General features: G+C 64.5%; 15 protein-coding genes. 10 read left to right on the top strand and 5 right to left on the bottom strand.

Features of this window, described 5'->3' with window-relative positions; translation table 11 throughout:
• Positions 1 to 56 precede the first annotated feature (56 nt).
• Genes phnN through phnF form a run of 3 tightly spaced genes read right to left on the bottom strand, consistent with a single transcriptional unit; the run spans position 57 to position 2,073 of the window.
• Positions 57 to 617 carry a phosphonate metabolism protein/1,5-bisphosphokinase (PRPP-forming) PhnN gene (gene phnN / locus BRPE64_RS14990; protein ID WP_044042260.1) on the bottom strand — a complete coding sequence of 187 codons (561 nt, stop codon included), beginning with the start codon at positions 615 to 617 and terminating at the stop codon, positions 57 to 59.
• Positions 614 to 1,318, bottom strand: a complete 705-nt coding sequence (locus BRPE64_RS14995) for a DUF1045 domain-containing protein (protein ID WP_016354288.1) — start codon at positions 1,316 to 1,318, stop codon at positions 614 to 616. Before BRPE64_RS14995 ends, phnN begins: the two co-directional genes overlap by 4 nt.
• Positions 1,315 to 2,073, bottom strand: a complete 759-nt coding sequence (phnF, locus tag BRPE64_RS15000; RefSeq protein ID WP_044042261.1) for a phosphonate metabolism transcriptional regulator PhnF — start codon at positions 2,071 to 2,073, stop codon at positions 1,315 to 1,317. The genes BRPE64_RS14995 and phnF overlap by 4 nt, the downstream gene beginning before the upstream one ends.
• 162 nt (positions 2,074 to 2,235) lie before the next feature.
• On the opposite strand from phnF, the gene phnG reads away from it, so the two are divergent.
• The 10 genes from phnG (at position 2,236) to BRPE64_RS15050 (ending at position 11,763) form a co-directional block, all read left to right on the top strand.
• Positions 2,236 to 2,718, top strand: a complete 483-nt coding sequence (phnG, locus tag BRPE64_RS15005; protein WP_016354290.1) for a phosphonate C-P lyase system protein PhnG — start codon at positions 2,236 to 2,238, stop codon at positions 2,716 to 2,718.
• A complete protein-coding gene (gene phnH, locus BRPE64_RS15010) occupies positions 2,715 to 3,338 on the top strand; it encodes a phosphonate C-P lyase system protein PhnH (RefSeq protein WP_016354291.1) in 624 nt (207 codons plus the stop codon). Before phnG ends, phnH begins: the two co-directional genes overlap by 4 nt.
• Positions 3,338 to 4,456, top strand: coding sequence for a carbon-phosphorus lyase complex subunit PhnI (locus BRPE64_RS15015; protein WP_016354292.1), 1,119 nt, complete (start codon positions 3,338 to 3,340; stop codon positions 4,454 to 4,456). The genes phnH and BRPE64_RS15015 overlap by 1 nt, the downstream gene beginning before the upstream one ends.
• Entirely contained in the window at positions 4,453 to 5,325 is an 873-nt protein-coding gene (locus BRPE64_RS15020; RefSeq protein WP_016354293.1) for an alpha-D-ribose 1-methylphosphonate 5-phosphate C-P-lyase PhnJ, read from the top strand. Before BRPE64_RS15015 ends, BRPE64_RS15020 begins: the two co-directional genes overlap by 4 nt.
• On the top strand, positions 5,322 to 6,092 hold the full coding sequence (gene phnK, locus BRPE64_RS15025) for a phosphonate C-P lyase system protein PhnK (RefSeq protein WP_016354294.1): 771 nt from the start codon (positions 5,322 to 5,324) through the stop codon (positions 6,090 to 6,092). The genes BRPE64_RS15020 and phnK overlap by 4 nt, the downstream gene beginning before the upstream one ends.
• Before the next feature lie 10 nt (positions 6,093 to 6,102).
• Entirely contained in the window at positions 6,103 to 6,882 is a 780-nt protein-coding gene (gene phnL, locus BRPE64_RS15030) for a phosphonate C-P lyase system protein PhnL (protein WP_016354295.1), read from the top strand.
• Positions 6,876 to 8,009, top strand: coding sequence for an alpha-D-ribose 1-methylphosphonate 5-triphosphate diphosphatase (locus BRPE64_RS15035; RefSeq protein ID WP_016354296.1), 1,134 nt, complete (start codon positions 6,876 to 6,878; stop codon positions 8,007 to 8,009). Before phnL ends, BRPE64_RS15035 begins: the two co-directional genes overlap by 7 nt.
• A gap of 183 nt (positions 8,010 to 8,192) precedes the next feature.
• Positions 8,193 to 9,557 carry an MFS transporter gene (locus tag BRPE64_RS15040; RefSeq protein WP_044042263.1) on the top strand — a complete coding sequence of 455 codons (1,365 nt, stop codon included), beginning with the start codon at positions 8,193 to 8,195 and terminating at the stop codon, positions 9,555 to 9,557.
• 259 nt (positions 9,558 to 9,816) lie between these two features.
• On the top strand, positions 9,817 to 11,355 hold the full coding sequence (locus BRPE64_RS15045; RefSeq protein ID WP_044042660.1) for a methyl-accepting chemotaxis protein: 1,539 nt from the start codon (positions 9,817 to 9,819) through the stop codon (positions 11,353 to 11,355).
• Positions 11,356 to 11,493: 138 nt separating this feature from the next.
• Positions 11,494 to 11,763 carry a hypothetical protein gene (locus BRPE64_RS15050; protein ID WP_044042264.1) on the top strand — a complete coding sequence of 90 codons (270 nt, stop codon included), beginning with the start codon at positions 11,494 to 11,496 and terminating at the stop codon, positions 11,761 to 11,763.
• Between the two features lie 70 nt (positions 11,764 to 11,833).
• Here BRPE64_RS15050 and BRPE64_RS15055 read toward each other — a convergent pair whose 3' ends face one another.
• Both BRPE64_RS15055 and BRPE64_RS15060 read right to left on the bottom strand, forming a co-directional pair.
• Positions 11,834 to 13,396 carry a serine hydrolase gene (locus BRPE64_RS15055; protein ID WP_016354301.1) on the bottom strand — a complete coding sequence of 521 codons (1,563 nt, stop codon included), beginning with the start codon at positions 13,394 to 13,396 and terminating at the stop codon, positions 11,834 to 11,836.
• 112 nt (positions 13,397 to 13,508) lie between these two features.
• On the bottom strand, positions 13,509 to 13,928 hold the full coding sequence (locus BRPE64_RS15060) for a VOC family protein (protein ID WP_016354302.1): 420 nt from the start codon (positions 13,926 to 13,928) through the stop codon (positions 13,509 to 13,511).
• Positions 13,929 to 13,931: the final 3 nt, after the last annotated feature.

A 13,931-nucleotide genomic window follows, 5' to 3' on the forward strand; every position in this document is an offset into this window, starting at 1 on the left:
AGGAATGCGCACAACTGCGCCGCGGGAAGGCGCGGTCGATCAAACGCGAAGTGGAGTCAGGCGCAGCTTGCCTGTGAGAGCACGTCGAGGAACTGCGTGCCGGCATCGGCGAGCATGCCGGAATTGTCGATTGTCACGACGCGCGCCTGCGACGGCAATCCGAACGCCGGCCGCCGCGCAAGACGCGCTTCGATCTGCCGCGCGTCTTCGCGTCCGCGGCGCGCGAGACGTGACGCGAGCACGGACGTGGTTGCATCGATATGCACGAACTGCGCGTCGGGATAGCGTTCGAGCGCGAGTTCCGCGTGCTGCCGCGAGCCGTTCACGACGACCGGCATGCCGCGCGCGAGCCACGCATCCAGTTCGATGCCGATGCCGTAGCGCAGCCCGAGGCTTTCCCAATGCATCGCGAAGAGGCCGTACGAAAGCCTCGTCGCGAATTCGTCATGTGTGAGCGCGATATGGTTCTCGCCATCTGCAACAGCGCGCGTGATATAGCGGTGCGCGAACATCACGCGCGCGCCCACGCGTTCGCGCGCGAAGCCGAGCAGCGAGTCCTTGCCCGCGCCCGAAGGTCCCATCACATAGATCAGTTTTGCGCTTGTTACCCGGGTCATGCCACGTCCTGTGCGTTGTTGAACGGCAGGCGCTGCCACAGCGTGAACGGCGCGCCCGGCTCGGGTTCGATGAAGAGCGCCGCGCCATGTACCGGCATCGGGCCGAGCGCATCGATGCGTCGCGTCCAGTCCGATACGATCGACGCGCGCGCGTGTGCGTCATCGAGCGAATCGGAAAGCGTCATGTGGAAGCGGTATTCGTCGAAGACATACGGATAGCCCCATTCGCGCAACAGTGCGATTTGCCGTGCGCTCATGCCACCGACAATGCGCCGCTCGATGCTCTCGTGCGACGGCCGCTCGCGCAACGCGGCGAGCGCCTGCAACGCGCTGCCGGAGAGCGTGCGAAGCGCGTCGTCGTCGCGTGCGTGGGCGGGACGCAGCGCGACGAAGCGGCTCAGTTCCGCAGCCTTCACCTGCATCTCGAAGCGCGGCACCGAACCGGCCCACGCACGCGCGCAGGCGAGCACGTCCGCCAGTTCGACGCCCGCCGCCATATGAAACGGCGCGACGATCGTGGCGTGCCAGCCATAGCGGCGCGGTGCGCGCGTCACGTCGTGCGCGGGCGTGTCGGTTTCGCGGCCGTTCTCGGCGTCGCGGCCGAGCCACTCGCAGCCTGCGCGCCACCACGCGGACGAAGCGGGCGGCGCGTAATAAAGCGCAACGCGCGGATTGCGGGCATTCACTTGCGCGACGATCATAGGTCGTGCTCGACCATCAGTTGCACGCGATCCGCCGCAAAATGCGTGATGCCGTATTTGATGGGCACGCCTTCTTCGTCGACATCGACGTTCTCGACCCACAGCACCGGCTGCTGCCGGTTGATCTGCAACCGGCGCGCAACATCCGACGAAGGCAACACGCTGCCGATACGGCTCCACTTGCGCATGTAATCGTTCACGCCGAACTTCTTGAGCGCCGCGCTCACGCCGCCTGCCGCTTCGATCGCCGCGGGCAGGTCGTTGAAACGTGCGGCCGGATACCAGTTGCGCGCGTAGGTCATCGGAATGCCGTCGGAATCGTGGCGCGTTTCGATCTGATAGACGAGCGTTCCCGCGCGCACGCCGAGCGCCTTGGCGACGGTCGGATCGGCCTTCACGCGCTCGGACGTGAGCACCACACCCGCCGACGCATGCTTCTGGCGGCGCAGGTTTTCGGTGAAACGCGTGCGGCGGCCGATCTGATAATCGATTGCGCCGGGCTGCACGAACGTGCCGCGTCCCTGCTCGACGCTGACCAGCCCCGTCGCCGCGAGCCTGAGCATCGCGCGCCGCACGGTGTGGCGGTTCACGTCGAAACGTCGCGCCAGTTCCGCTTCGCTCGGCAGGCGTCCTTCCTCGCCGAAGCTCTTCGCGGCGATCTCGGCGGAAAGGATCTGCTCGATCTGCCGCCACACCGCAACTCCCGCGCCGCGCTCCACGGCGTGTCCCGGAGCGGCGTTTTCAGTGGATGTCATTGCGCTGTCATTCCTGTCGGTTTGAATATCGTTCTCTGGATTGTAGTGCGCAACTCGTGATGGAAATGTGAAAGCCGGACTACATGACCAAACGTCTAGACGACTAGATAAGGCAACGAGTAGCATACGACGACCGAACCCTTTTCAGACATAGGGAAAGCGATGAGTATTTCGATGGAGTCGCAGCACGCGACAAGCCGCCGCGAATGGATGGCGGTGCTCGCGCGCACGCCGCGCGACGTGCTGAAAGCCGCGCTCGATGCGGCGCTCGACGGCGCGCCGCCGCCCGCTTACGAGTGGCTGCGCGCGCCGGATATCGGCCTTGCGATGGTGCGCGGGCGCATCGGCGGCACGGGCGATGCGTTCAATCTCGGCGAAGCGACCGTCACGCGCGCAACGCTGCGTCTGCGTACCGGCGAGGGCAGCGCGCCGGTTGGCGTCGCCGTGCATCTGGGCCGCGACAAGGAACGCGCGACGCTCGCCGCGCTCGCGGATGCCTTGTTGCAGACGCCACATCATGCGCAGCGTTTGCAGACGCAACTGATCGAACCGCTCGCCGCGCGCATCGCCGATGAACGGCGGCGCAAGGAAACCGAAGCGGCCACGACCAAGGTCGAATTCTTCACGATGGTGAGAGGCGAATGATGACTATCGACATGACCACGCTCGTACCGGGCTTCAACGACACCGTGCACGACGCGCAGCGCGTGTTCCGCGCGTTGCTCGATGCGCTGTCGCGTCCGGGCGGCATCGTCGCGATCGATGCCGCGCTGCCCGACAACCATGCCATGCGCGATGCGCTGGCCGGCCGCGTGCCGCTTGCGGCGTTCGCGTCGTTGCTGGCGCTGACCGATTATTCGACGCCCGTGTTCATCGAAGGCGAGAACACCGTGCTCGGCGACGCGCTGCGCTTCCATGCCAGTGCGCCCGTGACGCGTGACCGGCGTGCGGCCGCGTTCGCCTATATCGACGATGCACGCAACATGCCCGCGCTCGATGCATTCGCGCAGGGCGACAGCGAAACGCCGGAGGACGCAGCGACGCTGTTTATCCGCGTGCCGTCGCTGACCGAAGGCGAGCCGCTCGTGTGGCGCGGGCCGGGCATCGCGGAGTCGCGCACGGTCGCCATTGCGGGGCTCACGCGCGCGTTCTGGCAGCAGCGCGCGGCGCTCACCGCGCTGTTTCCGTGCGGCATCGACTGCTATTTCGTGGCGGGCGGCGCGCTCATCGGCTTGCCGCGCACGACGCAAGTGGAGGTGTACTGATGTACGTCGCAGTCAAGGGTGGCGAACGCGCCATCGAACGTTCGTGGGATGTGCTCGCAAAGAAGCGCCGCGGCGATCCGGCCGTGCCCGAGCTTTCCGTCGCGCAGATTCGCGAGCAGATGCGCCTGGCTGTTGCGCGCGTGATGACCGAAGGCTCGGTCTACGACGAAGACCTGGCCGCGCTCGCGATCAAGCAGGCAGCGGGCGATCTCGTCGAGGCGATCTTCCTGCTGCGCGCATATCGCACGACGCTGCCGCGCTTCGGGTACACGCTGCCGGTCGATACGGAAGCGATGTGCGTCGAGCGGCGCATTTCGGCGGCGTTCAAGGACATTCCCGGCGGCCAGATGCTGGGCGGCACGTACGACTACACGCAGCGTCTGCTGGACTTCAGTCTGCTCGCGGAAGGCGAACAAGTTGCTGATGCAACTATCGAACCGAAGACACCGAAGACGCCGAAGACGCCGGACACGAGCGCGATGCCGCGCGTGCTGTCCATGCTCGACAAGGAAGGGCTGATCGAACAGGAACGTGTGCGGGAAAACGCGCCGGAGCCGGGCGATCTGTCGCGCGAGCCGCTGTCTTTTCCCGTAGATCGTTCCACGCGATTGCAAAACCTCGCACGCGGCGACGAAGGTTTTCTGCTCGCGGTCGGCTATGCGACGCAGCGCGGCTATGCGCACAGCCATCCGTTCGCGGGCGAGATTCGTCATGGCGAAGTGGCGGTCGAAATGCATATCGACGAACTCGGCTTTGCTGTCGAGATCGGCGATATCGACATCACCGAATGCCAGATGATCAATCAGTTCGCGGGCAGCGGCGATGTGCCGCCGACCTTCACGCAAGGCTACGGTCTCGCGTTCGGCCACTCGGAGCGCAAGGCCATGGCGATGGCGCTGGTGGACCGCGCGTTGCGTGCGGACGAACTCGGCGAGACGATAGGCTCGCCGACGCAAGACCCCGAATTCGTGCTGTATCACAGTGACAACGTGGAAGCGTCCGGTTTCGTTCAGCATTTGAAGCTGCCGCATTACGTCGACTTCCAGTCCGAGCTGGAGTTGCTGCGCCGCTTGCGCGCGGCCCACGGCGCGGACGACATCAAGGAGAATGCGGCATGAACGCGCTCACCGAAGGCTATAACTTCGCCTACCTCGACGAGCAGACTAAACGCATGATCCGCCGCGCGCTGCTCAAGGCGGTGGCGGTGCCGGGCTATCAGGTGCCGTTCGCGTCGCGCGAAATGCCCTTGCCTTACGGATGGGGAACGGGCGGCTTGCAGGTCACTTCGGCGATCATCGGCGCGAACGATACGCTGAAGGTCATCGATCAAGGTTCCGATGAAACGACGAATGCGGTCAATATCCGCCGCTTCTTCGCGCGCACGGCGGGCGTCGCGACCACGACGCGCACCGCCGATGCAAGCATCGTGCAAACGCGCCACCGCATTCCCGAGACGCCGCTGACGGACAAGCAGATCCTCGTCTATCAGGTGCCGATGCCCGAGCCGCTGTTCCGCCTCGAACCGCGCGTGACGGAATGCCGGAAGCTGCACGCGCTCGCTGACTACGGGCTTATCAACGTGAAATATTATGAAGATATCGTGCAGCACGGCAGCATTGCGACCACTTACGATTATCCTGTGCTCGTGAACGGCCGCTATCTGACTTCGCCGTCGCCCATTCCGAAGTTCGATAACCCGAAGATGCACATGAATCCTGCGCTGCAACTGTTCGGCGCGGGCCGCGAGCGGCGCATCTATGCCATTCCGCCTTATACCGAAGTGAAGAGTTTAGATTTCGAGGATCATCCTTTCAGCGTGCAGAAATGGGAGCACGCCTGCGCGCTGTGCGGCTCGCACGAGAGCTTTCTCGACGAGATGATCGTCGACGACCAGGGCACGCGCATGTTCGTCTGCTCGGACAGCGATTACTGTCACAGCCGCCGTGACAATGAAGGCGATGCAGGCGTTGAAGAGGTGCCGCGATGAAACCACTGCTGAAAGCGACGCGCCTCACGAAGCGTTACGACGGACGCGGCGGCTGCGTCGATGTCGATCTCGATGTCCATGCGGGCGAAGTGTTGTGTATCGTCGGCGAATCGGGATCGGGCAAATCGACATTGCTGAACGCGCTTGCATTGCGCAGCGACATCGACGGCGGCGCGCTTGCCTACACCACGCGCGAAGCCGAAACGCTCGATCTGCTGACGCTCGCCGAGCCGCGCAGGCGTTTGCTCTCGCGCACCGAATGGGGCTTCGTGCATCAGAACGCGCGCGACGGCCTGCGTCGCAACGTATCGGCGGGGGCGAACATCGGCGAGCCGCTGATGGCCATCGGCGCGCGCCACTATGGCCGTCTGCGCGAAACGGCGGCGGACTGGATGAACCGCGTCGAACTGGATGCCGCGCGCATCGACGAATTGCCTTCGGCGTTTTCGGGCGGCATGCAACAACGTCTGCAAATCGCGCGTAATCTGGTGACCGGCCCGCGCCTCGTGTTCATGGACGAACCCACCGCCGGGCTCGACGTCTCCGTGCAGGCGCGGCTGCTCGATCTCCTGCGCACGCTGACGAACAGGCTGCATCTCGCGGCGGTGATCGTCACGCATGATATCGGCGTTGCGCGCTTGCTTGCGCATCGGCTGATGGTGATGAAGGACGGGCGCGTCGTCGAAAGCGGCCTGACGGATCAGGTGCTCGACGATCCGCAACATCCTTATACGCAGACGCTCGTCGCGTCCGTGCTGCCCGTTTGAGGTGCGAGACATGACCATGAATTCTTTTATCGACAACGATCGTTTGATGTTGCAGGCACGCGGCATCGAAAAGACTTTCACGCTGCATCAGCAGGGCGGGGCGCGCATCGCGGCGTTGTCGGGCGTATCGCTCGATGTCGAACGCGGCGAATGCGTCGTGCTCGCGGGCGCATCGGGCGCGGGCAAGAGCACGCTGCTGCGTTGCATGTACGGCAACTATCTCGCGACGCGCGGCACGATCGCGATTCGCGACGACAGCAACGCCGCGCGCCACGTCATGCTGACGGACGCCGCGCCGCACGACATCATCCGTCTGCGCAATACGACGATGGGCTACGTAAGCCAGTTCCTGCGCGCAATTCCGCGGGTGTCGTCGCTCGATCTCGTGGCCGAGCCGCTGGTGTCGCGCAACGTGAACGAAGACGAAGCGCGCGAACGCGCGAGCGTGCTGCTCGAACGCCTCAACGTGCCGCGCCGCTTGTGGACGCTTGCGCCCGCCACGTTCTCGGGCGGCGAGCAACAGCGCGTGAATATCGCGCGCGGGCTGATCGCGGCGCATCCGCTTCTGTTGCTCGACGAACCCACCGCGTCGCTCGATGCGGAAAACCGCGACGTGGTCGCCGATCTGATCGTCGAGGCGCGCGAGCGCGGCGCCGCGATCGTCGGCATCTTTCACGACGAAGACACGCGCGAGCGCGTCGCGACCCGCATCGTGCGGCTTGCGAGCGCCGCCGCCGCGGGCGATCGACCCGCCGTTCAAACCGATTCCGGAGTGTTGCAGACATGCTGATCAAGAATGCGCGCATCGTGACGCGCGACGAAGATTTCGTGGGGACCGTGCGAGTCGAGGACGGACTCATCGCGGAGATCGCGCCGGGCAATACGTCGGCGCGCGAAGCAGTGGACTGGGACGGCGACTATCTGTTGCCGGGCTTCGTCGAACTGCATACGGACAACATCGAAAAGCATCTCGCGCCGCGTCCGGGCGTGTTGTGGAATCATGAAGCCGCGATCATCGTGCACGATGCGCAAGTGGCCGCCGCCGGCATCACGACCGTGTTCGATGCATTGGGCGTGGGTTCGCGTCCCGAAGACGGCGTGCGCGGCCGCGAGTTGCAAGTGCGTTGCGCGCAGTCGATCGGCAAGTTCGCCGCGCGCGGTCTGCTGCGCGCCGATCACCTGCTGCATCTGCGTTGCGAAGTGGGCACGACGGATGTCGTCGAAGTGTTCGATTCGCTGTCGTCGCATCCGCTCTTCAGGCTCGCATCCGTGATGGATCACACGCCGGGCCAGCGGCAATGGCAGGACCACGAGAAATGGCGCAGATATCAGGAGCGTCACGGCAAATGGAGCGACGAACACGCCAACAAGATTCTCGTCGAGCTGGCCGAGCATCAGGCGCGCTACGCCGCCAAGCATCGCGCGGATATCGTCGCGCGATGCAAGCATCTGAACATCTCGCTCGCCAGCCACGACGACACGCTCGTCGAGCATGTCGAGGAAGCGGCGCGCGACGGCATCGCGCTTGCCGAATTCCCGACGACGCTCGACGCCGCGCGCGCCGCACGTGCGCACGGCATCGCAACGATCATGGGCGCGCCGAACGTCGTGCGCGGCGGCTCGCATTCGGGCAACGTGTCGGCGCTCGAACTGGCGCACGAAGGCTTGCTCGACATTTTGTCGTCGGATTATGTGCCGTCGAGCCTGCTGATCGCGGTGTTCGATCTCGTCGCGAAGGCGGGCTGGTCGCTGCCGCGCGCGGTCGCGACCGTCTCGTGGGCGCCGGCGCACGCAGCGGGACTCGCCGACCGCGGCGCAGTCGCCACAGGCCTGCGCGCCGACTTCGTGCGCGTGGCTTCGGCGGACGGCTTGCACGTGCCGCGCGAAACCTATCGCGAGGGACGGCGCGTGTCCTGAGCGGCAGCGCTTCTTTTGACTCTGACTTTCCTGACAGCCACACGTCAGCGCTTCGTCATACGCGGGTAAGCCCGCGTTGACGAGGCGCAAGCTTCTTAAGTACCCTCACTCGCGTGTTCGCTATGTGAATCGGTGTTCGCCTGTCGAACTTTTCTGACCGATTACTTTTGGAAAGGGAATCAAGTGAGTAGAAGTCCTGCCGTGAACGTACAGACGTTCATCAACGAGCATCCGTTCTCGCCGTTTCAGTGGCTCATCTTCGCGATGTGCTTCGTCATCGTGTTGCTGGACGGATTCGATACCGCCGCGATCGGCTTCATTGCGCCGTCGCTCGTCGCCGAATGGAAGATCAGCCGGCCGGCGCTCGCGCCTGTTCTGAGCGCCGCGCTGTTCGGTCTGGCCGCGGGCGCGCTGCTGTCCGGGCCGCTGTCGGACAAGCTCGGCCGCCGCGCAATGTTGCTGTCGTCCGTGCTGCTGTTCGGCGTCGCGTGTCTCGCGTCGTCGTTCTCGGCGGACCTCACGCAATTGACGGCGCTGCGCTTCGTCACCGGTCTGGGCCTCGGCGCTGCCATGCCGAACGCCGTCACGATGATGAGCGAATTCTGCCCCGACCGCCGCCGCGCGACGCTGATCAACCTGATGTTCTGCGGCTTTCCGCTGGGCGCGGCGTTCGGCGGTTTTCTCGCCGCGTGGATGATCCCGCATTTCGGCTGGCGCAGCGTGCTGCTGCTCGGCGGCATCGCGCCGCTGGTGCTGTCGGTGCTGCTCATCGCGACGATGCCGGAATCCGTGCGCTATATGGTGGCGAAGGCCAGGCCGGTCGAGAAGATTCGCGCGACGCTCGCGCGCATTTCGTCAGAGGCGATGCAGGCCGGTTCGTTCTTCATGACCGAGGCAGCGCCCACGGTTGCCGGACAAAGCGGAATGAGCGTGGTGCTGTCGCGCTCGTATATCGTCGGGTCGGTGATGTTGTGGATCGCGTATTTCATGGGCCTCGTGATCTTCTACGCATCGATCAACTGGATGCCGATTCTGCTCAAGGAGTCGGGCCTCGCGCCGCAAACCGCGACGCTGATCTCCGCGTTGTTCCCGCTGGGCGGCGTCGGCGCGGTGCTGTGCGGCGTGCTGATGGACAAGTTCAACGCGAACCGCATCATCGCCGTGTGTTATGCGTTGACGGCCGTGAGCGTCTATCTGATCGGCCAGGCGGTGGGCAACGTGGGCCTGCTCGTGCTCGTCGTGTTCCTGGCGGGCGTGCTGATGAACACCGCGCAATCGTCGATGCCCGCGCTCGCCGCCGCGTTCTATCCGACGCAAGGGCGCGGCACCGGCGTCGCGTGGATGCTCGGCATCGGACGCTTCGGCGGCATCGCGGGTTCGTTTCTCGTCGCCGAACTGACGCGTCTGCACTTCAGCTTCGGCGGCATCTTCGCGACCGTTGCCGTGGCGGGTCTGGTTTCGGCCGTCGCGCTTTTGATCAAGCAGGCCGCGCATCCGCAAACGGCCATGACGAAGGATCTCAAGGCGGCGGGTCCGGTCGGGCATTGATTCGAATGGTATTGCCGTAACGGGTTGCCGTAACGTATCGCCCCGCGTGATGAATGCATCGCGCGGGGCGATGTGCATTTGGGGCCGCGCGCGCCGCTAAAGATCGCTCTCGACTTGCCGTTAAATTGCACGCAGCTTTCGATATCGGGGCGGCGTCGCAGCCGCGTGCGCAAACGTAAAAGCCTCGCGATCGAAGCCGCATACAGGCGCTGTCCCCGGCACATTCATCGGCCCCTTCATGGGCCCCTTCGACCAGATCGTGAAAAAACTCTCCTTCAAGACCAAGCTCATGAGCACCGTGGGCTTCGTATGGCTCAGTCTGATTCTGCTGTGCGTACTCAACGCGGTATCCACGAAACACTCGCTGATGCAGAACCGTCAAGGCGCGCTTGCCGAGCAAGTGCAGTCGGCGACGAGCGTCGTCAGGTTTTATGTGAAGCAGGCGCAAAGCGGCGCGCTTCCCGAAGAAGAAGCAAAGAGACTCGCCATCGCGAGCGTGCGCGCGATTCGTTACGGCACGAACGGCTATCTCGGCATCCTCGATTCGAAGCTGTTTCAGATCCTGAATCCCGTGCGCCCGGACACGGAGAACAAGATCAACGATTTCGTCGACAGTACCGGCAAGCATTTCACCGGCGAAATCGTGAAGCACGGTCTCGACGGCTCGCACGTCACGACCTATCTGTATCCGAAGCCCGGCGAGCAGGAGCCGCTGCCCAAGATCACCTACGGCGACTACGTGCGCGAGTGGGACTGGCATGTCTACACGGGCGCTTATGTCGACGATATCGACGCCGCCTTCCACGCGATCGTGCTGAAGTCGCTGCTGCTCGTCGGCGCGATCGGCGTGGCGCTGACGCTCGCGATGATGCTCATCATTCGCGGCGTGCTGAAGAGCATCGGCGGCGATCCGCGCGATGTGGCGATCGTCTGTCAGCGCATCGCGGCGGGCGATCTCGCCGAGCCGGTTCAGGTTGCAAGCGGCGACGATTCGAGCCTCATGCATTCGATGCACACAATGCAGTCGCGCCTCACGCAGACGATCGCGCAGATCAAGCTCGTCGCCGACGGCATCACGGCCGCATCGCGCGAAATCGCGGACGGGCATCACGATCTGTCGTCGCGCACCGAAGAGCAGGCGGCGTCGCTGGCGGAAACGGCATCGAGCATGGAAGAACTCACGTCGACCGTGCGTCTGAACTCCGACAACGCGGGACAGGCGAGCCAGCTTGCGGCGAGCGCGTCGTCGACGGTGGAAAGCGGCAGCGGCGTCGTGCTCGGCGTCGTCGCGACGATGGACCGGATCGCGGGCAGCTCGGAGAAGATCGTCGATATCATCGGCGTGATCGAGGGCATCGCGTTCCAGACGAATATTCTCGCGCTCAACGCAGCCGTGGAAGCGGCGCGCGCGGGCGAGCATGGTCGCGGCTTCGCGGTGGTTGCATCGGAAGTGCGGGCGCTCGCGCAACGCTGCGCGGCGGCGGCGAAGGACGTGAAGACGCTGATCGACGAATCGGTGACGAACGTGACGGCGGGACAGGATCTCGCCCAGCAATCCGGCGATACGATGAAGCAGATCCTGACCTCCGTCACGCGCGTGACCGACATCATGAACGAGATTTCGTCGGCATCGTCGCAGCAGACGCAGGGCATCGAGCAAGTCGGCGTCGCGATCACGCAGATGGACGCGGTCACGCAGCAGAACGCCGCGCTCGTCGAGCAGGCGACGGCGGCCGCTTCCGCGCTCGCGGTTCAGGCCGAAGAGTTGAAGCGCGCTGTCGCCGTGTTCAGGACGTGACAGGTTTCATCGAAGACTCCGTGTTTGCGCGATGTTTGGGAATCGTCAGACCGTGGCATGTGGCGTGCTGAATCGTTACGTGCAGGCAGAATCCGCCGCATCGAACGCATTTCGTACACGCAAACAGGAGTTTTCGACATGACACGTATCGCTCTCTCGGCTGGCGCGTTCGCGCTGGTGTGCGCTTCCGCCTTCGCGCAAGACAATCCGCCGAGTTCGACCACCGGCTTGCAGGCCGGCGACAACGCGCAGACGACCACGCAAGGCGCGAAGTCTTCGCACAAGTCGATGCATTCGAAGAAGGCGCACACGAACTCGATGAACTCGGGTCCATCCACCGCGCCCGGCGGCACCGCGACGCCGAGCGGTCCGGGCGCGCCGGTGAGCGCGAGCGGCTCGGGCAAGTAACATCGATATCGATGTACATCGACATAACCGGAAACGGGACGCCCGCGCGGCGTCCCGTTGTGCTTTTGGATCAGCGCACGAAAGTGCCGAGACCGTCCGCGTCGTAATACTCGAGGTTCACGCGGTCGCTGGAAAACGATGCCTTCGAAATAGTGCCCGGATTCGCGTTTTCGTCGACGAGCGTGAACGTGAAGATATCGCCGTCCCAGTGCGAAAGTTTCAACGTCAGCGGACGCGGCCCGATGATGATGGCAAGCGCGCCACCCTGATCGACCACCTGAATCGGCCCGAAGTAGTCGTTCTTGTAGGTGCCGGTGTAAGTCGACAACGCCCGCGCAGGCAGCGGAGAAACGGGCGGCGTCGCGCCCACGAGCGAGCCGGTCGGCTTCGCGAGCGGCGCCAGCGCATCGCTGTAGAGCTTGAACCAGTCGCGCTGGACCGACCCGTATTGCACGATGTCGAAGAACTGCTGGTTCAGCGCCTCCGCCACGCCGATCGGAAAGGCGTTCGTCAATGTGACGATCGCGAGATTCGTGGACGGCACGACCATGAAGTTGGTCGCCGCGCCGAGCGCGAACGCGCCGGAGTGGCTGTACGACGGACGCCCCGCGCTCGTCTGTCCCACGTTGAAGCCGTAGCCGTAGAAGCCTGCGGGACTGCCGTCGCCGGGCGGCGAGCTTTGCACTTGCGCGGTAATCGCGGCCGTGAGCGCGTTGGCATCGACGATGCGCTTGCCGTTGAACATGCCGGTGCCGAGCATCATCGCGAGCCACTTCGCCATGTCGTTGACCGATGAACTCACGCCGCCCGCGGGCGATTGCGCATCGGGCATCGTGCCCGCGCCTTGCACCCACTTGTCGCCCACTTTCACGTGACCGAGCGCGCGATTCGGACGCGCGGCGAAATCCGCGTAACGCGAGCTGGTGCTCGTCATGCCGAGCGGTTTGTACAGCACGTTCTCGGAGAGCGTTTCCCAGTCGATGCCCGCGGCCGTCGCCACGGATTGCGCCGCCGCCGTGAGCCCGAAGTTCGTATAAAAGTACGAGTGACGAAACGGATGCAGCGGCAGATAGCGCAGCCGTTGCAGACCTTCCATGCGCCCGTAGCCCATGTCTTCGAGCGTGTCGCCCGCGTGATCGGGCAGGCCGGACTGATGCGAGTACAGATCGCCGATGGTCACGGCCGCGCTCACTTTTTCGTCGGACAACGTGAACCACGGCAGATGCGTGCGGATGGTCGTATTCCACGCGACGGCGCCGGTCCCGACCTGCTGCGCCACGACCGCCGCGCCGACCGATTTCGATACCGACGCGAGCTGAAACACGGTATCCGCATCGACGGCTTGCCCCGAGCCGACGAGCCGCGTGCCGAAGCCCTTGGCATAAACGGTCTGCGTGCCGCGCACGACCGCGACGGCCATGCCGGGCACGCCGGTGCTGGCGAGCAGGTTATTGGCGAGCGTGTCGAGTTGCGCGAGCGCGGCGTTGATCTGCGAGTCCGGCACGGGGCCGGTCTGCGTGTTGCCGGATGGAGTCGCGGCGTTGGAGTCGTCGGAATCGGAACCGCCGCACGCGGCGATCGTGCTGCATAGCGCCGCACCGAGAAAGCGGCGGCGTCCCTCTGATGGCCTCATTTTTATTCTCTCCGATGTCGCGCACGGCGCGCTCGGCGGATTCTATATTGGAAACGATCCGTCGGGCGCGCGTCATGTGCGCGAAAGCGGAGCGAGGCTTTTGGCCGCCGCGTTACTTCGCGAACAGCGACGACATATCGGCGAATGCCTTGATTTCGACGGCATTGCCCGACGGGTCGAGGAAGAACATCGTCGCCTGTTCGCCGACTTCGCCCTTGAAGCGCACATGCGGCTCGATGATGAAGCGCGTGCCCGCGGCGGTGAGCTTCGCGGCGAGTTCTTCCCATTGCGGAATGGACAGCACGACACCGAAGTGACGCACCGGCACGGCATGACCATCGACGGCGCTCGTCGAACGATGGCCGGCTTCCTCGGGCGCGAGATGCGCGACGATCTGATGACCGTAGAAATTGAAATCGATCCACGCGTCCGAACTGCGGCCTTCCGGGCAGCCGAGCAGTTCGCCGTAGAACTCGCGCGCGGCGGCGAGACTGTGAACGGGGAATGCGAGATGGAACGGCGGAATGCTCATGGC

This window comes from Caballeronia insecticola, assembly GCF_000402035.1.
Lineage (GTDB): Bacteria > Pseudomonadota > Gammaproteobacteria > Burkholderiales > Burkholderiaceae > Caballeronia > Caballeronia insecticola.

Coding starts and splice junctions, on each gene's coding strand:
- phnK (WP_016354294.1), top strand. CDS start 5,322: ATGAAACCACTGCTGAAAGCGACGCGCCTCACGAAGCGTTACGACGGA.
- BRPE64_RS15060 (WP_016354302.1), bottom strand. CDS start 13,928: ATGAGCATTCCGCCGTTCCATCTCGCATTCCCCGTTCACAGTCTCGCC.
- BRPE64_RS15055 (WP_016354301.1), bottom strand. CDS start 13,396: ATGAGGCCATCAGAGGGACGCCGCCGCTTTCTCGGTGCGGCGCTATGC.
- BRPE64_RS15020 (WP_016354293.1), top strand. CDS start 4,453: ATGAACGCGCTCACCGAAGGCTATAACTTCGCCTACCTCGACGAGCAG.
- BRPE64_RS14995 (WP_016354288.1), bottom strand. CDS start 1,318: ATGATCGTCGCGCAAGTGAATGCCCGCAATCCGCGCGTTGCGCTTTAT.
- BRPE64_RS15015 (WP_016354292.1), top strand. CDS start 3,338: ATGTACGTCGCAGTCAAGGGTGGCGAACGCGCCATCGAACGTTCGTGG.
- phnF (WP_044042261.1), bottom strand. CDS start 2,073: ATGACATCCACTGAAAACGCCGCTCCGGGACACGCCGTGGAGCGCGGC.
- phnL (WP_016354295.1), top strand. CDS start 6,103: ATGACCATGAATTCTTTTATCGACAACGATCGTTTGATGTTGCAGGCA.
- BRPE64_RS15050 (WP_044042264.1), top strand. CDS start 11,494: ATGACACGTATCGCTCTCTCGGCTGGCGCGTTCGCGCTGGTGTGCGCT.
- phnN (WP_044042260.1), bottom strand. CDS start 617: ATGACCCGGGTAACAAGCGCAAAACTGATCTATGTGATGGGACCTTCG.
- phnG (WP_016354290.1), top strand. CDS start 2,236: ATGAGTATTTCGATGGAGTCGCAGCACGCGACAAGCCGCCGCGAATGG.
- BRPE64_RS15035 (WP_016354296.1), top strand. CDS start 6,876: ATGCTGATCAAGAATGCGCGCATCGTGACGCGCGACGAAGATTTCGTG.
- phnH (WP_016354291.1), top strand. CDS start 2,715: ATGATGACTATCGACATGACCACGCTCGTACCGGGCTTCAACGACACC.